General features: G+C 47.2%; 27 protein-coding genes. 1 reads left to right on the top strand and 26 read right to left on the bottom strand.

Annotated elements, in window-relative coordinates:
- Positions 1 to 20 precede the first annotated feature (20 nt).
- From AC4EHJ_RS07445 to AC4EHJ_RS07560, 24 genes are all read right to left on the bottom strand, one after another.
- Entirely contained in the window at positions 21 to 551 is a 531-nt protein-coding gene (locus AC4EHJ_RS07445; RefSeq protein WP_490974925.1) for a F0F1 ATP synthase subunit delta, read from the bottom strand.
- A complete protein-coding gene (atpF, locus tag AC4EHJ_RS07450; protein ID WP_490974926.1) occupies positions 548 to 1,078 on the bottom strand; it encodes a F0F1 ATP synthase subunit B in 531 nt (176 codons plus the stop codon). Before atpF ends, AC4EHJ_RS07445 begins: the two co-directional genes overlap by 4 nt.
- A gap of 331 nt (positions 1,079 to 1,409) precedes the next feature.
- The gene (gene atpE / locus AC4EHJ_RS07455; RefSeq protein WP_006829234.1) at positions 1,410 to 1,634 is read right to left on the bottom strand and encodes a F0F1 ATP synthase subunit C; all 225 of its coding nucleotides are present in this window, start codon (positions 1,632 to 1,634) and stop codon (positions 1,410 to 1,412) included.
- 60 nt (positions 1,635 to 1,694) lie between these two features.
- Complete coding sequence (gene atpB / locus AC4EHJ_RS07460; RefSeq protein WP_490974927.1) at positions 1,695 to 2,405, bottom strand: F0F1 ATP synthase subunit A; 711 nt, start codon at positions 2,403 to 2,405, stop codon at positions 1,695 to 1,697.
- A gap of 27 nt (positions 2,406 to 2,432) precedes the next feature.
- The gene (locus tag AC4EHJ_RS07465; protein WP_490974928.1) at positions 2,433 to 2,804 is read right to left on the bottom strand and encodes an ATP synthase subunit I; all 372 of its coding nucleotides are present in this window, start codon (positions 2,802 to 2,804) and stop codon (positions 2,433 to 2,435) included.
- 3 nt (positions 2,805 to 2,807) lie between these two features.
- Positions 2,808 to 3,029: an AtpZ/AtpI family protein gene (locus AC4EHJ_RS07470; RefSeq protein ID WP_490974929.1), complete on the bottom strand. Its 222-nt coding sequence runs from the start codon at positions 3,027 to 3,029 to the stop codon at positions 2,808 to 2,810.
- A 235-nt stretch (positions 3,030 to 3,264) separates the two neighbouring features.
- Positions 3,265 to 4,383 (bottom strand): non-hydrolyzing UDP-N-acetylglucosamine 2-epimerase, encoded by a 1,119-nt coding sequence (gene wecB / locus AC4EHJ_RS07475; protein ID WP_490974930.1) that lies wholly within the window; start codon positions 4,381 to 4,383, stop codon positions 3,265 to 3,267.
- A gap of 149 nt (positions 4,384 to 4,532) precedes the next feature.
- A complete protein-coding gene (gene upp, locus AC4EHJ_RS07480; protein WP_490974931.1) occupies positions 4,533 to 5,162 on the bottom strand; it encodes a uracil phosphoribosyltransferase in 630 nt (209 codons plus the stop codon).
- 212 nt (positions 5,163 to 5,374) lie between these two features.
- Positions 5,375 to 7,549, bottom strand: coding sequence for a putative bifunctional diguanylate cyclase/phosphodiesterase (locus tag AC4EHJ_RS07485; RefSeq protein ID WP_490974932.1), 2,175 nt, complete (start codon positions 7,547 to 7,549; stop codon positions 5,375 to 5,377).
- Between the two features lie 83 nt (positions 7,550 to 7,632).
- Positions 7,633 to 8,874 carry a serine hydroxymethyltransferase gene (glyA, locus tag AC4EHJ_RS07490; RefSeq protein WP_490974933.1) on the bottom strand — a complete coding sequence of 414 codons (1,242 nt, stop codon included), beginning with the start codon at positions 8,872 to 8,874 and terminating at the stop codon, positions 7,633 to 7,635.
- A complete protein-coding gene (locus AC4EHJ_RS07495; protein ID WP_490974934.1) occupies positions 8,855 to 9,445 on the bottom strand; it encodes a TIGR01440 family protein in 591 nt (196 codons plus the stop codon). Before AC4EHJ_RS07495 ends, glyA begins: the two co-directional genes overlap by 20 nt.
- Positions 9,446 to 9,462: 17 nt before the next feature.
- Entirely contained in the window at positions 9,463 to 9,900 is a 438-nt protein-coding gene (rpiB, locus tag AC4EHJ_RS07500; protein WP_490974935.1) for a ribose 5-phosphate isomerase B, read from the bottom strand.
- 169 nt (positions 9,901 to 10,069) lie between these two features.
- On the bottom strand, positions 10,070 to 10,504 hold the full coding sequence (locus AC4EHJ_RS07505) for a low molecular weight protein arginine phosphatase (protein ID WP_490974936.1): 435 nt from the start codon (positions 10,502 to 10,504) through the stop codon (positions 10,070 to 10,072).
- A 24-nt stretch (positions 10,505 to 10,528) separates the two neighbouring features.
- Complete coding sequence (locus tag AC4EHJ_RS07510; protein ID WP_490974937.1) at positions 10,529 to 11,521, bottom strand: L-threonylcarbamoyladenylate synthase; 993 nt, start codon at positions 11,519 to 11,521, stop codon at positions 10,529 to 10,531.
- An 89-nt stretch (positions 11,522 to 11,610) separates the two neighbouring features.
- Entirely contained in the window at positions 11,611 to 12,468 is an 858-nt protein-coding gene (gene prmC / locus AC4EHJ_RS07515) for a peptide chain release factor N(5)-glutamine methyltransferase (protein ID WP_490974938.1), read from the bottom strand.
- Complete coding sequence (prfA, locus tag AC4EHJ_RS07520) at positions 12,461 to 13,534, bottom strand: peptide chain release factor 1 (RefSeq protein WP_490974939.1); 1,074 nt, start codon at positions 13,532 to 13,534, stop codon at positions 12,461 to 12,463. Before prfA ends, prmC begins: the two co-directional genes overlap by 8 nt.
- Before the next feature lie 245 nt (positions 13,535 to 13,779).
- On the bottom strand, positions 13,780 to 14,373 hold the full coding sequence (locus tag AC4EHJ_RS07525; protein WP_490974940.1) for a thymidine kinase: 594 nt from the start codon (positions 14,371 to 14,373) through the stop codon (positions 13,780 to 13,782).
- Positions 14,374 to 14,550: 177 nt separating this feature from the next.
- Positions 14,551 to 14,766 carry a 50S ribosomal protein L31 gene (rpmE, locus tag AC4EHJ_RS07530; RefSeq protein ID WP_074510520.1) on the bottom strand — a complete coding sequence of 72 codons (216 nt, stop codon included), beginning with the start codon at positions 14,764 to 14,766 and terminating at the stop codon, positions 14,551 to 14,553.
- A 151-nt stretch (positions 14,767 to 14,917) separates the two neighbouring features.
- On the bottom strand, positions 14,918 to 16,201 hold the full coding sequence (rho, locus tag AC4EHJ_RS07535) for a transcription termination factor Rho (protein WP_490974941.1): 1,284 nt from the start codon (positions 16,199 to 16,201) through the stop codon (positions 14,918 to 14,920).
- Positions 16,202 to 16,322: 121 nt separating this feature from the next.
- Positions 16,323 to 17,288 (bottom strand): class II fructose-bisphosphatase, encoded by a 966-nt coding sequence (gene glpX / locus AC4EHJ_RS07540; RefSeq protein WP_490974942.1) that lies wholly within the window; start codon positions 17,286 to 17,288, stop codon positions 16,323 to 16,325.
- Positions 17,289 to 17,361: 73 nt separating this feature from the next.
- Positions 17,362 to 18,660, bottom strand: coding sequence for a UDP-N-acetylglucosamine 1-carboxyvinyltransferase (murA, locus tag AC4EHJ_RS07545; protein WP_490974943.1), 1,299 nt, complete (start codon positions 18,658 to 18,660; stop codon positions 17,362 to 17,364).
- A 134-nt stretch (positions 18,661 to 18,794) separates the two neighbouring features.
- The gene (fsa, locus tag AC4EHJ_RS07550; RefSeq protein WP_490974944.1) at positions 18,795 to 19,445 is read right to left on the bottom strand and encodes a fructose-6-phosphate aldolase; all 651 of its coding nucleotides are present in this window, start codon (positions 19,443 to 19,445) and stop codon (positions 18,795 to 18,797) included.
- Between the two features lie 77 nt (positions 19,446 to 19,522).
- Positions 19,523 to 20,380, bottom strand: coding sequence for a class II fructose-bisphosphate aldolase (locus tag AC4EHJ_RS07555; protein ID WP_490974945.1), 858 nt, complete (start codon positions 20,378 to 20,380; stop codon positions 19,523 to 19,525).
- 86 nt (positions 20,381 to 20,466) lie between these two features.
- Entirely contained in the window at positions 20,467 to 20,826 is a 360-nt protein-coding gene (locus AC4EHJ_RS07560; protein ID WP_490974946.1) for a response regulator, read from the bottom strand.
- 100 nt (positions 20,827 to 20,926) lie between these two features.
- Between AC4EHJ_RS07560 and AC4EHJ_RS07565 the strand changes: the two genes are divergently transcribed.
- The gene (locus AC4EHJ_RS07565) at positions 20,927 to 21,412 is read left to right on the top strand and encodes a DUF2529 family protein (protein ID WP_490974947.1); all 486 of its coding nucleotides are present in this window, start codon (positions 20,927 to 20,929) and stop codon (positions 21,410 to 21,412) included.
- Between the two features lie 56 nt (positions 21,413 to 21,468).
- On the opposite strand, the gene pyrG is transcribed toward AC4EHJ_RS07565, so the two are convergent.
- Both pyrG and rpoE read right to left on the bottom strand, forming a co-directional pair.
- The gene (pyrG, locus tag AC4EHJ_RS07570; protein WP_490974948.1) at positions 21,469 to 23,064 is read right to left on the bottom strand and encodes a CTP synthase; all 1,596 of its coding nucleotides are present in this window, start codon (positions 23,062 to 23,064) and stop codon (positions 21,469 to 21,471) included.
- Positions 23,065 to 23,221: 157 nt separating this feature from the next.
- On the bottom strand, positions 23,222 to 23,794 hold the full coding sequence (gene rpoE, locus AC4EHJ_RS07575) for a DNA-directed RNA polymerase subunit delta (RefSeq protein WP_490974949.1): 573 nt from the start codon (positions 23,792 to 23,794) through the stop codon (positions 23,222 to 23,224).
- Positions 23,795 to 23,977 lie beyond the last annotated feature (183 nt).

The following is a 23,977-nucleotide window of genomic DNA, read 5'->3' on the forward strand; positions in this document are numbered from 1 at the left end:
CCCTCTCTTAATTTCTTAGATTAACCGATCAATTGACGCTGCAGGCGCTCTAGTTTCGCGCTGACTGAGCTGTCGAAAATGCGGTTTCCGATTTGAAGACGCAGCCCGCCGATTAGGGACGGGTCAATGATGTTTTCAATTCGCAATGCTTCTTTGCCGATTTTTTTCGCAAATACAGAAGAGATGGATGCGCGCTGCTCGTCAGTCAATGGGCTGACCGAGTAGACTTTCGCGTCTTCAATTCCTTTGTCTGCGTTATCCAGACGGATATATTCGTCGACGATTGGAGAAATTTCTTTTAAACGTTTGCGGTCAGAAAGCAATTGCAATGTGTTTAGAACATATACATTCGCCTGTCCGAAAAGGTTGGAAATAACGGTTTTCTTTTCAGTTGCTTCCAATTTCGGGGAACTTAATAGTTCCAGCAGTTCTGGGTTTGCTACGAAAGCTTTTTGCACTTCGCGAAGATCCAGTTCCACTTCCACTGAAGCGCCGTGTTTTTTAGCGATTTCGAACAATGCTAGTGCGTAGCGTTCTGAAGCTTGGCTCATTGCACTTCGCCTGCCTTCGCAATCGTTTCGTTAATCAATTGGCGGTTGTCTTCTTCAGAAATTTCTTTGTTGAGAACTTTAGATGCTGCAAGCAATGACAATGCCACAACTTCTTCGCGCACTGCTGCCATCGCTTTATCTTTTTCGTTTGCAATTTCTTGAACTGCAGACTCTTTCATGCGGCCAGATTCAGCACGCGCAGTTGCGATCAGTTCCTGACGCGAAACTTCGCCTTGCTTTTTAGCATTTTCTACGATCTCTTGCGCTTGAACACGCGCTTCTTTTAACAAGCTGCGTTGTTCTTCAAGCAATTTAGCGGATTCTTGGCGGCTGTTTTCAGCCGTTTCGATTTCGCTGGCGATCAAATCTTCCCGCTGCTGCATGATGCCCATCAAAGGACCCCAAGCGAATTTCTTCAGCAAGAACAGCAATACTAGAAAGACGACAAGTGTCGCGATGATGTCTCCACCATTCAAAAATTCTGCATGTCCATCAGTTGCACCAAGTACAAGGTGATCAAAAAACACGATTGTTTCACTCCCTTCAAGAGCCTAAAATCCGGATTCTTCTATTTAGTAAAATCTATTGATTTCAAAGATGTTGTTTCAAGATCAAATGGTGTCATACAAACATAAATGGCGAAAAACATGCCGAAGCATTCCCGCCATTCTGCTTGATATTGACTAGATTGCTCACACCCCTTGAATTTAAACGGATGCTTGCGCTTTTCTTTGTCCAGCTGCAGTGCCCAGCCCCTCGAGACGCTTCAGTCTGACCAGCAATGGCAAAGTACGCCATTACCGATCAGACTTCCAGCGCTTGTCAGGGCTAACCAGGCACTTCCGCTTTTCTCTAATACTATTGGTTCATTACGATGAACGCGATTACTACAGCAATGATCGGCAATGCCTCAACCAAAGCTACCCCGATGAACATAGTTGTTTGAAGAACGCCGCGTGCTTCTGGCTGGCGAGCGATACCTTCTACTGTTTTTGAAACGATAAGTCCGTTACCAATACCTGCACCTAGTGCTGCTAAACCTACTGCGATTGCTGCTGCTAATAAACCTAATGAACCTGTCATTGTGATGTGTCCTCCTCAGGATAGTTGTTTTTTTGTTGCTCTGCTAGGAGCGTTTTATACTCAATGGTCTTCGCTGACTTTATGCGATAAATAAACCATCGTTAACATAACGAAAATGAATGCTTGGATTGCCCCAATAAAGATTGAGAATCCTTGCCATACCATCATCGGAAGGAATGCAGCGGCAAAACCGAATACACTTGCTCCGCCGAGTCCGGCCAATAGTGCAAGAAGAATTTCTCCTGCGTAAATGTTTCCGTAAAGACGCAGACCGAGTGTCAGCGTATTTGCGAATTCCTCAATGATCTTAAGCGGGAAAAGGAATGACATCGGTTTGAAGTAATCCGCACCGTACCCTTTCAGCCCTTTCAGCTTGATGCCATAATAATGGCTCAAGATGATAACCATTGCTGCCAGCGTCATTGTTACAATCGGGTCAGCTGTTGGTGATTTCCACCAAAGATTGCCGTTGACAATGATTGAGAAAGGGAGACCTAACATATTCGATACAAAGATGAACATGATTAGCGTTATTCCCAGCACATGGAACCTGCCGCCTGTTTTCCAGTCCATATTGCTTTTAATGATGCCCTTGACGAAATCCATGATCCATTCCATGAAGTTCTGCATGCCCGTAGGCTTCAGTTTCAAATTTCGTGTAGCGATAAAAGCAATGAGGAAAACGATAACAGCGGCTACAATTAGCATCAAAACATTCGACATGTTGAACCAGAGGCCGAATATCTCACGAGTTGGAGCGCCGTGATCCACGATAGTTTCACCTCTCTTTCACTTTTCTTAATGGTGTTTCACGTGATAGATAATCCGTTCTGCCAATAACAGAACATAAGGGATCATCAATCCAATTACTGTACTGACCAAGTGAACTTGCTCTGCGAAAAGAATAGCTATCGCAACAGCGGCAACACCTGATGCAAACCGTAATGCCGTTCCAAGCGAACGAACCTTCGAGCCTTCTGCCACCGCCCGGTCGAATTTTTCCATCCGGCGAACCAAAATCCACATATTATAAATGCCGAACAAGGATCCTATGATGAGGCCTGCAAAAATCGCTTGAAATGGGGTCAATCCCCAGCCTAAAACGAAAGCTGCCAGAATGAAATACATCATCTTTTTTAGCCGTTCATAAATTTCCCTAAGTCCATCCATTTTCTACTGGTCTCCTGATTCGAATTTTCGGACGGTCTGAAGCATTGCCCATACTCCGAGAGCTAATCCCGCAAGCAGGAAAATGATCAGAAATAGCGGGGCGGTTCCTAATTGTTCATCGAGCCACATACCTGTGAACAGACCGATGAGCACGGACCCGACAAGTTGTGAGAGGATGGCGCTATAAAGTGCCATCGCTTGTAAGGGACTTTTTGTTGGGCGCATGATAAACCCCTCGAGTTTCGTTTTGATTTGACTTAAACCCTTAAAAAAGAGCAGTCGCATCAGGCTTCCAGAACAACATCTTTATGTATGAAAACCCTCTCATGCATACCCTTTGTAAGCATACATTAGGGGTAAATTCATGTCAATTGGATGAAGTGAAAAACATCACAAGCGATTTAGAGCCGACATATTGTTGACAAATTTGAAAACAAATGTCCATAGCGTCTTCTAGTTCTTACTTCTTCTCAAAATACGCATGCAAAGCTTCCACAATCCGGCGGGACGCAAAACCGTCGCCATACGGGTTTGAAGCTTGCGACATGCGCTTATATGCTTCTTCGTCCGTCAGCAATTCTTTCGCCATGCGGTAGATGTCTTCTTCCTCCGTGCCGGCGAGCTTCAAAGTGCCCGCTTCAATTCCTTCTGGACGTTCAGTCGTGTCACGCAATACGAGAACCGGCTTGCCGAGCGATGGAGCTTCCTCCTGCACGCCGCCTGAATCTGTGAGAATGATGAACGAACGCGCTGCAAAGTTATGGAAATCCAATACTTCAAGCGGCGGGATCAAATGGATTCTCGGATCTTCGCCAAGCACTTCTTCCGCAACTTCACGGACAGCCGGATTCAAATGCACCGGATAAACCACTTGCACATCGTCATGTTCAGAAATGAGGCGTTTGATGGCGCGGAACATATTGCGCATCGGGTCTCCCAAATTCTCACGGCGGTGCGCAGTCAACAAAATCAGGCGGTCGCTGCCGATCTTATCAAGGATTGGATGGCTATACTGCTCTTGGACCGTCGTCTTCAATGCGTCGATTGCGGTATTGCCGGTGATATAGATCGATGCTTCTTTTTTGTTTTCCGACCGTAGATTCTGCGCGGACTTTTCAGTCGGCGCGAAATGGATATCCGTCAAGACACCCGTCAATTGGCGGTTCATCTCTTCTGGGTAAGGCGAATATTTATTGAACGTACGCAGCCCGGCTTCGACGTGGCCGACAGCGATCTGGTTATAGAACGCTGCAAGTCCAGCAACGAAAGTTGTGGTCGTATCGCCGTGGACAAGCACGATATCCGGTTTTGCCTCTTTCATGATGCTGTCCAAGCCTTCAAGGGCACGGGTTGTTACACCGCTTAGCGTCTGGCGGTCTTTCATAATATTCAAGTCGAAGTCCGGCGTAATCTTGAATGTCTCAAGGACTTGGTCAAGCATTTCCCGGTGCTGTGCAGTGACTGCCACTAACGGCTCGATTGTTTCAGGATGCTTTTGGAGTTCCAACACTAGAGGAGCCATTTTGATGGCTTCCGGCCGTGTGCCGAAAATCGTCATTACTTTCCACTTTTTCGTCAAGGTTTATCCCGCCTTTTCACTTCATTGTCCAGACTCGGGTGGCCAACCCCTCGAGGTCGCTTCGGTTTTGCCAACAATGGCAAAGTCCCCATTGCCAGCAAACCCTCCAGCGCTTGTCAGGGCTAAACGGCCACCTGCGCTTTTCTTGCTTACTTAGTTCCGAATAAACGGTCTCCGGCGTCTCCTAAACCCGGAACGATATAGCCATGGTCATTCAGCTTTTCATCAAGCGCCGCGATGTAAATATCGACATCCGGATGCGCTTGCTGCAATGCTTCCACGCCTTCAGGAGCGGCGATGATGCACATAAAACGGATTTTTTTCGCTCCGCGTTTTTTCAATGAATTAACAGCTTCAACTGCCGAACCGCCAGTAGCGAGCATCGGATCGACCACGATGAATTCACGTTCTTGCACGTCGGAAGGCAATTTCAAGTAGTATTCAACCGGCTGCAAAGTTTCTGGGTCACGGTACAAGCCGATATGCCCTACTTTTGCTGCTGGGATCAATTTTAAAATTCCATCGACCATGCCGATGCCGGCACGGAGAATCGGAACAACTCCTAGTTTTTTGCCTGACAACACATTGGACTTGGCCATTTGGACAGGAGTCTCGACTTCAATTTCCTCTAACGGAAGATCACGCGTGATTTCAAAAGCCATCAACGTAGCGATTTCATCGACAAGCTCGCGAAATTCTTTTGTGCCTGTTGATTTGTCACGGATGTAAGTCAATTTATGCTGGATTAACGGATGATCAAATACATGTACTTTTCCCACTGCAAACAGCTCCTTTTCAAACTTTATCCTATCTAGTATAACAGAATTTTTTTACAGCAACGCACTGCTCGGCGCATTGAGATTTTTCAGACTTTTTCTGGCCTAGGGCTTTAAGCTGCCTTTAAACTTTACCTTTCCCGGAACGGGAAGAGTTGCTGCTTGATAGACCCTGTTGCAAAACCGCAAAAAAACCGGAGCATGGATGCTCCGGCTTACAATAGATTCGCTTCATCGAGTGGCATTGGTCGATAGAAATAATAACCTTGCCCGACACGGCAGCCAAGAGCAATGAGCAGCTTCCGCTGTTCATCTGTTTCAATTCCTTCCGCCACTGCCATCATCTGAAGATTTTCTGCTAGCTGGATGATTGTACGGACAATTGCCATCGTTGCAGGCTCATGCATTTTGGATATGAACGAACGGTCGATCTTGATTTCGTGGACGGGCAGTTTCTGAAGATAACTCAGCGATGAATAGCCGGTTCCGAAATCATCGATGGAACTCGTAAAGCCGAAAACTTTCAAGCGGTTAAAGACTTTATAAGCGGTCTCGATATCGACAAATCCGATCCGCTCAGTAATTTCCAGCCGGATCCAGCTTGGTTCAATATCGTATTCAGTCGTGATGTCCACAAGGTATGGAATGAAAGAATGATGGAAGAAATGATCAGTCGAAATATTGACCGCCACTTGGCGCAACTCCATGCCAAGATCCCTCTGTTTTTGGAGCCAACTGAGCACTTTCTTCATTACAAACTGTTCCAGTTCACGGATTTTCCCGTTTTTTTCTGCCACCGGAATGAAGACTTCAGGCGATATTGTCCCCAGATCGGCGGAGAACCAGCGGGCAAGTGCTTCGAAACCAATGATTTTCCCGCTATCCAATTCCACTTTCGGCTGCAGGTGCACATCGATTTCCTCGCGTTTGATGGCGGCTGTCAGTTCATTTGCTATCCGCAAATCCCTCATCATGAATTCATCGTGTTCGTTTTCGTAATAGCAGATTGACTCTCCTGCCCGTAGCTTCGCTTTCGACAGCGCACTGTCCGCATGGCGGATCAACTCATCTGCATCGTGCTGTTTTTGGGTAACAATCGCGATGCCCATCTTCAGCGTCAGGAACAATTCCAGATCGTGCACTTTTACGGGCTCGGCAGCGCTTTGCGCCAGCACGCCCAGAATATCGGGTACTTTGGCAAGCGGCGTCAAGCAGAAAACAGCAATTGTGGAATCTGAAAAACGCGCCACTAAGCTTTCTAGCGGCAATGGCGGCAACAGGAATCGCTTACCGATTTCCTGGATTAAGGCGTCGCCTGCCCGGTGCCCATATTGGTCGACCACTTTGATGTACTCGTCTGCGGAAACGAAAGCCACAAAACCTTCTTTGTTTTCTTCCATCAGCGTTTGGGTTTCATTCATAAAATAATTGCGGTTCGGCAAATCCGTTTCTTTGTCCAGGAATGCCAAGCGCATCATTTCTTCCTGCTGGCGGAAATACTTAATCGTCAGCGACACAATCGGCGCAATCTGTTCAATGAACTCCCGATCTGCAGCTGCCAGCGCATTCTCTTCCTTGAAGTAGATTCCAAATGTGCCAATAGCGTCCCCGCCGGCATCCAGAATCGGTACTGACCAGCTCGAAAACAAACCGTAGCGCTCAACCAAATCCTGATGGTCCGACCATAACGGATCGGTCCGCATATTTTCCGCAACGACTGTCTCTTTCCGGAAATAGGCAGCGCCGCAAGTCCCAACTGTTGCTTCGACTTTGATTTCGCTGACAGCATCGTGGAAATGCTGAGGCATCGAATTGCCCGCGCCCGGTTTGAATTTCCCGTCTTCCCCAACTAATAAGACGGTGCATTTCGCGCCGTCCTGGAAGAACGATTCTACCGCCGTGCAAGCTTTTTGCAGCAGTGCACTAAGCATATAGCCTTTTTCCAAGTCATTATAGGTTTCCTGCTGCAGCTTGATGAGCGTCTCCGCCCGTTTTCTGTCCGTGATGTCCCGGTGCAGCATCAGCGTGAACTTCGCGTCAGTTTCATCGAGGGTAATCGGCTGTATTGTGATTTCGTTCCAGAAAGGCACACCGTCTTTGCGGTAATTGATGATTTCCTTAACGCAGGCTTTACCGGTGTCGATGCATTCGCGTATTTGCCGGCTGACTTCCCGATCCGTTTTCGAACCATGCATGAATTTGCCGTTTCTTCCGACCACTTCATTTACAGGGTACCCGCTCATTTCACAAAATGCCTCGTTGGCATAGATGATAGGATTATCTACTGCTTCAGGATTAGTAACGATAAAACCCGTTTGGAATTCTACTCCGAGACGCCGAAGCCAGTCGATAATTATGCGCGTTTCTTTATTTCTCTGATCGTTCTGCATATGCGGGTCCCCCATGTTATTCGGATGTATTTTTAGACAAAAAAACAGCTGCCTGTAATTAAACCTTTGGCAGCTGTATTCCCTTATTTGTACAACGGAAAACTTGCTGTCAGCTTTGCTGTGCGCTCCGCTGCTTCTTTTTTCACCGTTTCGTTTTCAGGGTCTTTCAACAAAGAAGCCATGATTGAAGCAATTTCTTTCATTTCAGGTTCTTTGAATCCTCTAGAAGTCACAGCAGGTGTTCCTAAACGGATACCTGAAGTAACAAATGGGCTTTCCGGATCGAATGGAATCGTATTTTTGTTTGTTGTGATGCCGACTTCGTCAAGTGCGTACTCAGCTACTTTTCCTGTCAAATTCAACGATCTCAAATCGAGCAGCAGCAAATGGTTTTCTGTGCCACCGGATACGATATTGACCCCTTCAGCCATCAGCGCTTCCGCTAATGCTTGCGCATTTTTGACTACTTGTTCGATATAAGTCTTGAATTCAGGCTGCTGTGCTTCTCCGAATGCCACCGCTTTAGCAGCGATTACATGCATCAAAGGTCCGCCTTGAATGCCAGGGAAGATGGTTTTGTCGATTTTTTTTGCGAATTCCTCTTTGCAGAGAATCAAACCGCCGCGCGGTCCCCGAAGTGTTTTATGGGTAGTTGACGTGACGAAATGTGCATGCGGAACTGGGTTCGGATGTGCACCCGTAGCCACTAAGCCTGCAATATGCGCCATGTCGACCATCAAGTATGCGCCTATTTCATCCGCAATTTCACGGAATTTAACAAAATCCAGTTGGCGGGAATATGCACTAGCGCCAGCTACGATCATTTTCGGCTTGTGTTCTAACGCCACTTCACGCACAACGTCGTAATCGATCAATTGCGTGTCTTTGTTGACGCCGTATTCCACGAAATTATACTGCATACCGCTAAAATTGACTTTGCTGCCGTGCGTTAAATGGCCGCCATGATTCAAGTTCATGCCGAGAATCGTGTCGCCTTTTTCCAAGACCGCCGTGTAAACTGCCATATTGGCCTGTGATCCTGAATGCGGCTGCACGTTTGCATGTTCTGCGCCGAAAATTTCTTTCAAGCGGTCGCGTGCAATATTTTCTACAATGTCCACAAATTCACAGCCACCGTAATAACGTTTGCCAGGATAGCCTTCCGCGTATTTGTTCGTTAAAACTGAACCTTGGGCTTCCATTACTGCTGGTGACACGAAGTTTTCAGAGGCGATCAGTTCAATGTTCGCTTCCTGACGCTGCTTTTCTGCTTCCATTGCTTCATAAACTGCCGGGTCTTGCGCTTTAATCAATTCCATCTCCATCTGTAAATCCCTCCTGTAAGTGAACAAGCTGACGATTGTAGCGCGCACGCTCCCCGCCGATCAATTTCGGCCGTGTTGTAGCGGCTGAGACAATCGCTTCTCCTATTAGTTTAACAGAAGTTCGGAGTGGAACGGCTACTCTTTTTAAATGCATGCCAATCATTGTTTGGCCGATATCGATTCCGGCATGTGCCTGAATCTCTTCAACAACGACCGGGTCGGTCATCGCGGTGAATGCGTATGCGCTCATCGAGCCCCCTGCTTTCGGCACAGGAATGACGGACACCGGTTCCAAACCGTATTTTTCCGCCGCCTGCCGCTCGATCGTGATTGCACGGTTAATATGCTCACAGCCTTGGAAAGCCAGAAAAATACGATGGCGCGCGGCGAATTTCTCCAGCGGCTGGAATAAACTTTCCGCGATATCGAGCCCGCCCCCTGTGCCGATGCGCTGACCGGCGACTTCAGATGTCGAACAGCCGATAACGAATACCTGTCCTTTCTTAAACTGGATCTGCTGCTCTAATTCACTGAGCACTTCTTCAAGCTGCAACTCCCATAAAGTCTGCATATCGCCCACCCCTTCGATTAGTTTTCGAGGTTAGAAATTTTCTGTATGCGGTTCTGGTGGCGTCCACCTTCAAATTCTTCCGCCAGCCATGTTTTGACGATTTCCCGTGCAAGGCCAGGTCCAACAACGCGTTCGCCCATGGCAAGAATATTGGAATCGTTATGCCCTCTTGTCGCTTTTGCACTAAAAACATCATGGACTAAAGCGGCGCGGATACCGTCCACTTTATTGGCTGCGATCGACATGCCGATTCCTGTACCGCAAATCAGGATACCGCGGTCGTATTCGCCACTCACAACTGCATCTGCCACTGGTTTGGCGTAATCCGGATAATCCACGGAATCATCTGTCTGTGGTCCGAAATCCTTGTATTCTATACCTGTTTCATCCAGTAAATTCATGATGTCTTTGCGCAGAACGTTGCCGCCGTGGTCTGAAGAAATAGCAATTTTCATGAAAAACCCTCTTTTCTGTTTTCTGTTTGAGCGGATCACCTAAAAACGCGGCTTCCACTTTTCTCTCATTCTAACATTATTGCGCTGAAAAACCTACAAAGCTGGCATGCAAGGAATATCGAGCAAGGCCAAATAAAAAAGCCATCCGCTTTTCGCAGATAGCCGGCTTTCAATATCCATTTAATTTATCCACAAGTTTATCAATCAGCTTTTTCAACTCGGTATATGTCTGTTGATAAGTATTCAAGGAACCGCCGTAAGGGTCGCTGACATCCGCCAGACGCCCTTCTGCAAATTCCTTCAGTGTGAAAATCTTGTCGCCTGCTTCTGGATGATTCTGCATCAAATATTGCTTATGGGTAGCGGTCATCGTCAATATTAGCGACGACCAGCGGATATCCCCCGGCAAAAGCTGCTTGGATATATGCTGAAAATCGATTCCGTCTTCCTCGAGTACGGTACGGGCATGGCTCGATAACGGTGCCTCGCCAGCAAAAATGCCAGCTGACCGCACTTCAATTCCAGGCAACTCTTTCGCAGCGAGCAAGGCCTGAGCCATCGGGCTACGGCACGTGTTTCCAGTACAAACAAAGAAAATTTTCATCCCATCCACCGCCTTGTCATTGGATTAGCAGAACCATTTGTGATCAGCCGCTTTTTCAAGCCTATTCATCATTGCATCGCCTTTTTCAACATTCGCCGATACTGCCGCCAAAATCATGTCGGCGTCCATTAAATCACATTTCCGCAAACTGGCATAAAGCGTTTCCGCAGTCAACGGAAAATGGAAGTCAGCGGTTTTAAATTCATGCTCACTTAAAACGGCCACTTTTTTACCGTTTTTCTGTACATACTCAATCGCTTTTTCAATCAACGCCGGGTCATTTTCAATCAAATAGACCGGAGCCTCCGGCGCGTAATGGATATACTTCATGCCAGGCGATTTCGGGGCATTTCCTTGGATTTCAGAAGACAGCCTCACTTTGCCGATCACGCTTTCGATCTGCTCTTGCGAAATGCGTCCCGGCCGAAGAATCACAGGCGGTTCCGACGTCATATCGAGCACCGTCGATTCCAGCCCGATAGCTGTCGCCCCACCATCCAGAATGAGTGGGATTTTCCCTTTCATGTCGTGATAGACGTGTTCCGCTAATGTCGGACTTGGTTTGCCGCTCGTATTAGCGCTCGGCGCTGCGAGCGGAAACGGCAGCCGTTTCAATAAATTCAACGCCACCGGATGGTCCGGCACGCGAATGCCTACTGTAGAAAGCCCGGCAGTAACATTATCTGCAAATTGGTCTGATTTCGCTTTGACAATCAAGGTCAAAGCGCCTGGCCAAAAAGCATCCATGCATTGGAGGGCCAACGGCGAAAGCTCTTCTGCATATTTTAAAGCACTGTCTTTTGAATCGACATGGACAATCAGTGGATTGTCCGCTGGTCGCCCTTTCGCTTCAAATATTTTAGCGACAGCATGTGGATTTGTGGCATCTGCGCCCAAACCGTAAACTGTTTCTGTCGGAAAAGCTACAATGCCTCCATCTTTCAATATTTCCACAGCCTGTGAGTAAGTTTCTTCTTTATTCACATTTTTATCCACAAGTATGGTTCCTGTCTGCATGTTAACAACTCCTATTTTAACAGGTTTTCTATCATTCTATCCACAAACAGTGGATAACTTCTTTGAATCTGCCTATAAAATGTTAGTAACTACGCGTTAATGCAAAAGACCATACGGTCATTTTTGTTGATATCTTTTTTGACGTATACTTCTGCCTGGGGATAAGCTTCTTTAAGCATGGTTTTTACTGCTTCTCCCTGTGCATGGCCGATTTCAAAACCGATAATGCCGGGTTTATTCAACAAAGCTGGCAATTCACGGGCCATTCGGCTGTATAAAGCAAGGCCTTTTTCGTCAGCAAATAAGGCAGTATGGGGTTCAAAATCACGTACCGTGTCGGACAGTTCCGCCTTTTCATCATACCCGATATAGGGCGGGTTGGATAAGACAATGTCCCATTTACGCCCACTGATCGGCTCTGTCAAATCGCCTAGCTTAAAATCAATTTTCGCTCCATGCTTCGTTGCATTGCGTTCCGCTGTAAAAAGCGCACTTTCTGAGATATCCACAGCGGCAACTTCTGAAGCCGGCAGTTCGCATTTCATCGTGATAGCGATGATTCCGCTTCCTGTACCAATATCAACAATCGAAGGATTGCCGGCAGGAAAATATCGCTGCACCAATTCGAGCGTTTCTTCTATTAGTTCTTCCGTTTCCGGGCGCGGGATCAGGACATCTTTATTAACTTCAAATTCGCGGCCATAAAATTCCTCAACGCCGGTCAAATGCTGTACCGGCACGCCTGCTGCATGCTGTTCGATATTGCGGCGGAAACGTTCATCCTGTTCCGGGTCCAATAGATCGCGAAGAGACGCAAGCAATCCGGCCTGCGACATCCCGAGTTCATGCTGCAGCAAGAGGCGCGCAGCATTTTCTTCGCGGCCTTTGTCTTTTAAAAAAGAAGAAGCCCAGTTAAGGGCCTCGTACACACGTCTCACATCAGTCATTATTCAATGCTTCCATTTTGGCAGACTGCTCTTCCACAATCAAAGCCTCCATGATTTCATCCATCTTGCCTTGCATGATTTGGTCCAATTTCTGGATGGTAAGGCCGATGCGATGGTCTGTTACACGGTTTTGCGGGAAATTATACGTACGGATCCGTTCAGAACGGTCGCCGGTCCCAACTGCCGATTTCCGGACAGCATCGTATTCAGCTTGCGCCTCCTGCTGGAACTTGTCGTAAACACGCGCACGAAGAACTTTCATCGCACTCGCTTTGTTTTTGATCTGGGATTTTTCATCCTGGCACGTTACGACTGTGTTTGTCGGAATGTGCGTCAAGCGTACCGCCGACATTGTCGTATTGACGGATTGTCCGCCTGCCCCTGAGGAAGCATAAGTGTCGGTGCGGATATCGTTGTCATGGATTTCCACTTCGACTTCTTCCACTTCCGGCAAGCAAGCTACAGTTGCAGTAGACGTATGGATACGGCCACCCGATTCTGTTTCTGGAACACGCTGAACGCGGTGTGCTCCGTTTTCATATTTCAACTTCGAATAAGCGCCTTTGCCGGAAATCATGAAGACGATTTCTTTGAAACCGCCGAGGCCTGTCGGGCTTGAATCCATGACCGTCACTTTCCAGCCATTCGACTCCGCAAAGCGGCTGTACATGCGGTAAAGGTCTCCAGCAAACAATGCCGCCTCGTCGCCGCCCGCAGCTCCGCGGATTTCCATGATGACGTTTTTGTCATCATTAGGGTCTTTGGGAATCAATAAAATATGAAGGCGCTCTTCAATCGTTTCTAATTGCTCTTCCAGTTCGGCCACTTCTTCTTTGACCATTTCGCGCATATCGGCGTCCAGCTTGTCGTCGAACATCGCTTTCGCGCCATCCAATTGCTCTTTGACGTCTTTATATTCACGGTAAGATTCCACCGTATCCTGCAAATCCGACTGCTCCTTGGAATACTCGCGGAGCTTGTTTGTATCGCTGACGATTTCCGGGTCGCTCAGCAATTCATTTAATCGGTCGTATCGATCTTCTACAGATTGTAATCGATCAAACATCCCGAATCACCTCTATTTCTATTTTCATTGTGTTATTATATAGGAAATTTTTTACCCAACGCTCCGGTCGCTCAGGGCATGACTCCCGCAAGAAGCCAGGCAAAGAACGCCTGTCTTCTTGCTTCGTCTAGCCAGTGTTCGCGCCTTCGCTTAGAGATTTAATTATCAATATGCGCCTTTTCTGCTTAGAAGACTAAGTTCAAAATTTCTCTTCTTATATAGAAGAGAAGCAAATGAACTTACTGTTATCTATTAACAGTAACGCCTGCTGGCACTTCGTGATGGTGGCGGCAGCGTGGTTCGTAGGCTTCGGACGCTCCGACTAAGATTGTCGGGTCATCTGAACCTGCCGGCCGGCCGTCGATGAGACGCTGTGTGCGGCTTGCGGGTGATCCGCATACGGTGCAGACTGCCTGTAATTTCGTTACTTGCTCTGCGACAGCTAAAAGATCCGGCATCGGGCCGAATGGACGCCCTCTGAAATCCTGATCAAGTCCCGCTACGATGACACGGAATCCGTGGTCTGCAAGTTTTTGGACATTATCAATAATTGCCCCATCGAAAAATTGGGCTTCGTCGATGGCAATGACGTCGAATTCGTCCGAAATGTAATTCCACAATTCCTCGGAATGTTCGATTGGCAATGCGATGACTGTTGTTCCATTATGCGATACGACCGCTTCTTCACTAAAGCGATTATCAATTTTCGGTTTAAATACGGCAATTTTTTGTTTTGCAAATTGTGCGCGGCGCACACGGCGGATCAATTCCTCCGATTTTCCTGAAAACATGCTCCCGCAAATCAGCTCTACCCAGCCTGACTGTTTCATGACGTACATATGTGAGACCCCTTTCAAACGCTTTTATCATTTATTATCATACCTAAAATTCAAGCTGATTACTGCTTTTTTATCTATATATTGCGTTCGGAATTGTATAAACCACCGCACTTAAAGGGTTTATAAACGAAAAAATACCTGCCTCGCGTTTTCGCGCTGGGCAGGTATATTTTGATCTTACTCGTTGATTTCTTCTTTGATGCCGTATTTTTTGTTGAAACGGTCTACGCGGCCGTCTGCAGCAGCAAATTTTTGGCGTCCAGTGTAGAATGGGTGGCACTCTGAGCAAAGCTCGACGTTGATGTTCTCTTTTACAGAACCTGTAGTGAAGCTGTTGCCGCAAGAGCAAGTTACTGTTGCTTGTTTGTAATCTGGATGAATACCTGTTTTCATGTGTTTTTCTCCTCTCGCCCTGAACCATCTGGAACAGAGTTCATAATCTATTTTGCTATTGCCTTACATGGCTCTTTAGGCCATATATGCAATAGTCATGTATTAATTCACTTTCATAATCATATCAAATGCTACTCGTTTTTGCAAGTAATTAAATCATCTTTTTGCTGCCGCGATGAGCTTTCATTTCGCTGTTCAGCTGTTCGAAAAATTCTTCATTAGTTTTTGTCTTGCTGAGCTTTTTCAGGAAACGTTCGCCGAAATCGGATGAATCCGAAAATGTCTTACGGATTGACCACAATCTTTCCAGCTGTTCCGGATCAAGCAGCAATTCCTCTTTGCGTGTGCCAGACCGGCGGATGTCGAGTGCTGGGAAAATACGGCGTTCTGCCAAGCTGCGGTCAAGATGCAGCTCCATATTGCCGGTGCCTTTGAATTCTTCGTAAATCACTTCGTCCATGCGTGAACCTGTATCGATCAACGCTGTCGCCAAAATCGTCAAGCTTCCGCCTTCTTCGATATTGCGTGCCGCTCCGAAAAATCGTTTTGGCCGGTGGAATGCCGCTGGGTCAATCCCTCCTGATAGTGTACGGCCGCTTGGCGGAATAACCAAATTATATGCTCGGGCCAGGCGTGTGATGGAATCCATCAAGATGATGACATCACGTTTGTGCTCAACAAGACGCATTGCGCGCTCAAGCACCAATTCCGCCACTTTGACGTGATTTTCCGGCACTTCATCAAACGTCGACGAAACAACGTCGGCATCGACGGAACGCTCGATATCGGTCACTTCCTCCGGACGTTCGTCGATCAGCAAGACGATCAATTCCGCTTCAGGATGGTTGGTCGTAATCGAATTCGCGATTTCCTTCAGCAGCATCGTCTTGCCGGCTTTCGGCGGAGCTACGATCAATCCGCGCTGGCCGAATCCGACAGGTGCAACAAGATCCATGATGCGCGTTGATAAATGGTCCGGCGTCGTTTCAAGCTTGATCTGGCGGTCCGGATAAAGCGGTGTTAAACCAGGGAAATGGACTCGCTCTTTTGCAACTTCCGGGTCTTCCCCGTTCACCGCTTCGACTTGCAATAAGCCGAAATAGCGTTCGTTTTCTTTCGGTGGACGCACTTTGCCGGAAACTTTATCGCCGTTCCGCAGATCGAATCTGCGAATTTGGGACGCGGAAATGTAAATGTCTTGCGAGCTCGGTGAATAGTTGATTGGGCGCAGGAAGCCGAACCCTTCCGACTGGATGATTTCAAGGACGCCTTCCATAAAGAAGAACCCCTCCTGTTCCGCCCGTGTTTTCAGAATCGCAAAAATCAATTCTTTTTTCGTCAATTTGCTGTAATTTGTCAGTTTGTATTCTTTCGCCAAATTATAAAGCTCTTTCAGCGTCATGTTTTCCAATGCGGAAATCGTAATCGTTGTCATTAATGGACACCACTCTTATTCATTTTTTAGGAAGCTATTTTGGGGATTGTTCGTTGAAAGTAAGGAAAGATTTTAAAGAAGGAGCCCGGCAATATGCCGGACTCATTTTGAAGTAGGGAAATTAATCGTTCATTACCAGGTTCGGTTTTTTCTTCAAGCTATGGCGACCCTCAACAAAGCGGACCGTGCCTGATTTCGCGCGCATAACCAGTGTGTGGCTTTCTGCAAAAGCGCCTTTCAACTGGACGCCGCGCAGCAATTCACCGTCTGTTACGCCAGTCGCCGCAAAAATTGCGTCGTCACCTTTAACAAGGTCTTCCATCATATAGACTTTGTTGACATCAAGTCCCATATCGATGCAGCGCTGCGCTTCTTCTTCGTTTTGCGGAAGAAGCTTCCCTTGGATTTCACCGCCAAGGCACTTCAAGCCTACCGCTGCGATGACGCCTTCAGGAGCACCACCGATGCCGAAAAGAATGTCAACGCCGGTTTTATCGAAAGCCGTATTGAGAGCTCCAGCCACATCGCCGTCAGTGATCAATTTGATGCGTGCGCCTGCGGCACGGATTTGGTCAATGACGTCTTTATGGCGCGGACGGTCAATGATTGTTGCAACCACGTCTTCAATATCCTTGTTTTTTGCTTTCGCGACAGCACGAAGATTATCAATAACCGATGCATTGATGTCGATCTTGCCGACAGATTCAGGGCCTACTGCAATTTTATCCATGTACATATCGGGAGCGTTCAGCAAGTTTCCGCGGTCAGCGATGGCCAGTACAGCAAGTGCGTTCCAGCCGCCAGCAGCTACGATATTCGTCCCTTCAAGAGGGTCAACCGCAACATCGACTTCCGGACCATTGCCCGTACCGAGTTCTTCGCCGATATAAAGCATTGGCGCTTCATCCATTTCGCCTTCGCCAATTACAACGACTCCACGCATCGGAATCGTATCGAATACGCTGCGCATCGCCGTTGTTGCAGCGTCGTCCGCTTCGTTTTTCAAGCCTCGTCCCATCCATTTCGCTGAAGCAATTGCAGCAGCTTCTGTAATCCGCACCAGTTCCATTGATAAACTTCGTTCCATAAGGTGAATTCCTCCTGTTTAGCTATAACTCAATTCCTTTAAGTGTAGCATAAATCGACAAGCTAAAAAGAAGTCAATTAGCGTTCTGGCTAAGGTCGGACTTTGCACTCGCGACCGGGTCAATCGTTTCTCTGCGGATATCTGCCCCAAGGCCCTGCAGCTTATCGATGATCTTCGAATAGCCACGTTCAATGTGATAGATTTCGCGGATTTCCGTTTCGCCTTCTGCCATCAAACCAGCAATGACAAGTGCAGCTCCTGCGCGCAAATCAGATGCTACGACAGTTGCAGCGGTCAGTGGCGTCGGCCCAGTGATAATAGCAGCACGCCCTTCGACACGTCCACTTGCGTTCATGCGGCGGAATTCGTCAATGTGTTTAAAGCGGGCAGAATAAATCGTATCTGTAATCATCGAGGAACCTGTTGCTTGCGTCATCAATGCCGAGAATGGCTGCTGCAAGTCTGTTGCGAAACCTGGATAAACTAAAGTCTTAACATCAATCGCCTTTAATTGCTCCGGTTTCGGGATATAAATCGATTCTTCGCCTTCCTGGACATCAACGCCCATTTCGCGGAGTTTCGCAGTCAAAGCTTCCATATGGAAAGGAATGACATTGTCGATTGTGATGCCGTCGCCGATGGCAGCCGCCATAATCATGAATGTACCCGCTTCAATGCGGTCAGGAATGATCGTATGATTGGTGCCGTGAAGCTCTTCGACGCCGTCGATGCGGATAACGTTCGTTCCTGCACCTTTGATTTTCGCACCCATATTCGTCAGCAAAGTAGCAACATCAATGATTTCCGGCTCTTTTGCCGCATTTTCAATGACTGTTTGCCCTGTTGCAAGAACTGCTGCAAGCATAATGTTGATCGTCGCCCCTACACTGACAACGTCCAAATAGATTTTCGCACCTTTTAGTTCGTCCGCGCGCAAGTAGATTGCACCGTGTTCGTTCGTCACTTTTGCACCCAACGCTTCAAATCCTTTGATGTGCTGGTCGATTGGCCGAGGGCCTAAGAAACATCCGCCGGGAAGCCCGATTGCAGCATGTTTAAAACGGCCAAGCATTGCGCCCATCATATAATAAGAAGCGCGCAATTTTTTGACGTTGCCGTTCGGCAATGGCATATCGATCATATTTGTCGGATCGATGTTCATTATGCCGTCTTCGAAAGACACTTCCCCGCCGATTTCTTCAAGAATATTTTTTAATGTCCAAACGTCTGAAATCTCCGGCAAGCCTTCAATTTGCACCGGTGAATTCGCTAAAATTGATGCGGGGATCAATGCTACCGCACTGTTCTTTGCCCCGTTTACTTTTATCGTGCCTGATAAGCGTTTACCGCCTTTTATTTTATAAACATCCATTAATTTAATTTCTCCTTTGTCATACTTCAGAAAGGCGGGCAGCTAAGTGTAGCCCTCCCCCTAAAAGTACGATTGGTTCTTCTAACATTCACAGGCTTAGAATTATTCGCTGAACGCAGATTCGCAATGCGCTGTTATTCAGCTGTACGCTTTTCCCAATCTGCAAGGAATGCTTCGATCCCCTTGTCCGTCAGTGGGTGTTTGAACATTTGTTTCATTACATTAATCGGCATCGTACCGATGTGTGCACCGTTCAATGCTGCATCCGTTACGTGTTGTGGATGACGAATCGATGCTGCAATGATTTCAGTCTTAATGTCGTGAATGTCAAAAATATCAGAAATTGTCGAGATTAAATCCATGCCGTTATGGCCGATATCATCAAGACGCCCAAGGAATGGCGATACGTATGCCGCTCCTGCACGTGCTGCAAGAAGAGCTTGGTTCGCACTGAAGATTAACGTTACGTTAACCTTTTTGCCTTCGCTGGCTAAAACTGCGCAAGCTTTCAAGCCATCCGGAGTCATCGGTAATTTAACCGTAATGTTCGGAGCAAGAGCCGCCAATTCGCGCCCTTCTTCGATCATGGCTTCTGCATCAAGTGCGATAACTTCGCCGCTGATTGAACCATCGACCAATGCCGCGATTTCTTTCAAGCGATCATGGAAAGAAACGTTCTTTTCTTTAGCCACTAGCGACGGGTTTGTTGTAACGCCTGAAAGAATCCCCCATGCGTGTGCTTCTTTAATTTCTTCAAAGTTTGCTGTATCGATAAAAAATTTCATCATTTATCCTCCTGGTTTATGGAAAAGAGAGAAGAGACCTATCGGACGCTTCCCTCTTTCATCCATCATGTATGATTTTATGCTTTGCCTGAACTTCCGAATTCGCGCATTTTGCCTGATACTGTCGCTTGGATTGCATCGCGTGCAGGTGTCATGTATTTGCGTGGATCGTACATTTCCGCATCTTTCGCCAATGCTTCGCGCACGGCTTTAGCAGAAGCGATTTGGCTTTCTGTGTTGACATTGATCTTCGCTGTGCCTAGAGAGACAGAGCGCTGAATATCTTTTGTCGGAATTCCAGTTCCTCCGTGAAGGACCAATGGAACGTCACATAGCTGAGAAATTTCTTCCATCTCTTTGAAGCCGAGGTTCGGTTCGCCTTTATAAGGTCCGTGTACAGAACCAAGTGCTGGCGCTAAGCAATCAATCCCAGTCGCGTCGACAAGGGCTTTGCATTCCTGCGGGTCTGCGTAGATGACGCCGTCAGCGATGACATCGTCTTCTTGCCCGCCGACGATCCCAAGTTCAGCTTCCACTGAAACATTGTTCTTGTGCGCGTATTCAACCACTTGCTTCGTGATTTCAATGTTTTCGTCAAATGAATGGTGCGATGCGTCGATCATCACTGAAGTGAAGCCAGCGTCAATTGCTTCTTTGCACTTTTCGAAGCTTGATCCGTGGTCAAGATGGATCGCGACAGGAACCGTGATTTTATAATCATGCATCAAGCCTTTTACCATGTGGACAACTGTCGTGAATCCGCCCATGTAGCGAGCCGCGCCTTCAGAGACACCTAAGATAACCGGTGAATTCTCTTCTTGTGCCGCTTTTAAGATCGCTTGAGTGAACTCAAGGTTGTTTAAGTTAAATTGGCCGATTGCATAGCCTTCTTTTTTACCTTTAATCATCATGTCTTTCATTGAAACCAATGCCATTGCATAATTCCTCCTCAGCTGTGACTCTAACCGAATATCCTTTTTACTATAACAAAAACCGCTTGCTTTCGCCACTTTCGTATATATCAATCTGTTAACAATTCCTTTACAGCGTCACGGATTTCGAAGACGTCAAACGGTTTTGTGTAATAACAGCATGCCCCGCTGACCATCGATTCCTTGATGAGATCTAGCTCGCCATAAGCAGTCATCATGATCACTTTGATATCCTGGTGCATCTTTTTCAGGTTCTTCAAGATCTCTATGCCGTCCATGCCAGGAATTTTCATATCCAGCAGTACAATATCCGGACAGTTTTCCTCCGCCTGCTTCAAAGCCTGCGGTCCATTTGCAGCCATCAAGGTATGAAACCCTTCTTTTTTGAATACTTCATTCAATAAAAGCCGGATACCCGTCTGGTCATCAACAATCAGTATCGTTTTCAAGAGTCTTCATTCCCTTCTGTACTTACTTTCCATTTTACTAAATTCAGGGAATTATTTCTACCATACTTCGTCTGCTATACTCAAATAAAGAGGTGAAACCATGAAAATGTTGGCAACTCAATTGGCCTGCCTGTTTCAGGAAATCGCTACACAGTCTGAAGCGATCGAAGATACCGCGCACCTGCTCGCCCAAGCAGCAGCTGGTGAAGGGACCATTTACCTGGCAGCCTTCGGAGAAATGAGCGCCGTGCTCACTGCTGCACTGGAAGGCGAAGAACCTCTGCGATGTGCAGCGAAATGGCATCCTGAGAGCATTGTTACGCATGCCGACCGCGTATGGATCCTAGCCGTGAACCGCGAAGGCGATGAATTGGCCGGACGCTTGAACGATGCGCAGCTGCCGTTCGCCATGCTCGCCGCACGAACGCGTGAACCGGTTGAAGCCGACGCGTTCATCTCGCTCCATATCGACAATGGCCTGTTGCTTCAGGACAACGGCAGCCGGACGGTGGTTCCCGATGCAATGGGGGCCTTATTCGCCTACTATGCAGTGAAGACAGCGATAGATGAAGTGCTGAAAGATTGAAACCTAAGACAAAAGCCTTCCCGAAAAAATCGGGAAGGCTTTTGGTTTGGCCATTATTATTCGCCGAGCGACGCGCGGATAAACTCTCTGAATAGAGGCTGTGGACGTGTCGGACGTGAAATGAATTCCGGGTGGAATTGGCAAGCCAGGAACCAAGGATGGTCTTCAAGCTCAATGATTTCCACTAGGCGGCCATCCGGGCTAGTTCCCGAGAACTTAAATCCGGCCGCTTCGAATTGCTCACGGTACTCGTTGTTGAACTCGTAGCGGTGGCGATGGCGTTCATACACTAATTCTTCGCCGTACGCTTCGTGGGCTTTCGAGCCTGGCTGCAATTTTGCAGGGTACAAGCCGAGGCGCAGCGTGCCGCCCAAGTCTTCAATGTCTTTCTGTTCAGGCAATAAGTCGATTACCGGATAAGGCGTTTTCGGATCAAGCTCCGAAGAATGCGCACCGTTCAAGTTCATGATGCTGCGTGCGAATTCGACAGAAGCCAGCTGCATGCCCAGGCAAATTCCGAAGAACGGCACTTTGTTTTCACGTGCATATTGCGTCGCGGCAATTTTGCCTTCTACGCCTCGGTCACCAAATCCGCCAGGGATCAAGATTCCGTCAACGTGCTGCAATTTCTCAGCAGCGTTTTCTGCGTTGATGTGCTCTGCATTGATCCATTCGACTTCAATTTCAGAATCAAATGCGAAACCTGCATGTTTCATCGCTTCCACTACAGAAATGTACGCGTCTTGAAGCTCTACATATTTCCCAACCAACCCGATGCGGACCGATTTAGTCAATGATTTCACTTTATCCACCAATTGGTTCCACTCTGTCATATCTGCAACCGGCGCTTCGATGCCGAAATGGTCAAGGACGATTTGGTCCATGTTCTGCTCCTGCAAACGAAGCGGCATTTCGTAAATTACATCTACATCACGGGATTCAATGACTTCTTCCGCTTTAATGTCGCAGAATAACGCGATTTTGTCTTTCATGTCCTGCGGCACTGGATGTTCCGTGCGGACAACAATCAAGTTTGGCTGAATGCCAAGGCTGCGCAGCTCTTTAACGCTATGCTGCGTCGGTTTTGTCTTCATTTCTTTAGCAGCGCCAAGATATGGAATCAATGTACAGTGGATGTACATGACTTCTTCGCGGCCTAGATCCGATTTCATTTGACGAATCGCTTCCAGGAATGGCAGCGATTCAATGTCGCCTACCGTCCCGCCAATTTCAGTGATGACTACATCCGCTTGAGCTGTTTTAGCAGCGCGCACCAAGCGGTCTTTAATTTCATTTGTAATATGCGGAATAACTTGGACTGTACCGCCCAGGTAATCGCCGCGGCGTTCTTTCTGAATTACTGTCGAATAGACTTTTCCCGTCGTCACATTCGAGTATTTGTTGAGGTTGATGTCGATGAAACGCTCGTAATGCCCCAAATCCAAGTCCGTTTCCGCGCCGTCGTCTGTTACATAAACTTCTCCGTGCTGATACGGGCTCATTGTACCCGGGTCAATGTTGATGTACGGATCGAATTTCTGGATTGTTACTTTCAAGCCTCTGTTTTTCAGCAAGCGGCCGAGTGAAGCGGCGGTAATCCCTTTACCAAGCGACGATACAACCCCGCCGGTTACAAATATATACTTTGTCATTCTGTTTTCCTCCTCTGATGATGAAAAATAAAAAGCGCTCCGCCTGCAAGGTGCAGGGGGAGCGCGTAGACTGTACGAATCATTTCTCCTATTTTAAGGAGCCCAATAAAATCTTATCCAGTCCAGCCTCATAAGTCAAGGTAAAAAAATGTTCAGACTACTTCAAATCCTCGTCGTCGTCTTCATCTTCGTCTTCTTCTTCATCGATGATATTGCCGTCCAAGTCTTCGACAAGCACGTCTACGTCTTCTTCATCATCGTCGACATCAAAATCGATAACTTCCACTTCAGGTGATTTCAATATATCATCTTCCGGTACAATATCGATATCGTCATCGTCGTCGTCTTCTTCAAAGTCATCGAACTCTAATTCGTCTTCCAGCTCGAGGTCCATATCATCAAAGCCATCATCCCCGGCAACTTTGGTCTTTTTCTTGCGGGCTTTTACAGTCGGCGCAGACTCTTCTTCGATTTGTTCAACCGGGTACCATTCACGCAGTCCCCAACGGTTTTCGCCAAGAATCAGAAAGCGGCCATCAATGTTCATGTCTGTATAGAACTGCACAAGGCGGGCTTTCATGTCCTCTTTCGTTAGTCCAAGCAAGTTCTCGATTTCTGCGATAAGCTCAGCATATGTTTTTGTTTCGTGCGTTTCTTCGAGCATTGCATATGTTAAGTCAACAAATGACTCTTCGATTAGTTCGTCTCTTGATAATTCGCGTAATTTCAATCTGTGCACGTCCCTTCTACTATCTTAACTTAATTCATTATATACAAAGTCGGTGCGCTCCGCTACCGTGTTTTCTTTTTTCTGTCCTTTAGCTGCATCCAACCGAAAAAAAACAAGTAAAACGACAAGATCAGAAATGGAATCGATCCAAGCGCTCTATTGTAAAGAAAGAAAATGAGCACG

Source organism: Planococcus sp. TJ-301 (genome assembly GCF_058268475.1).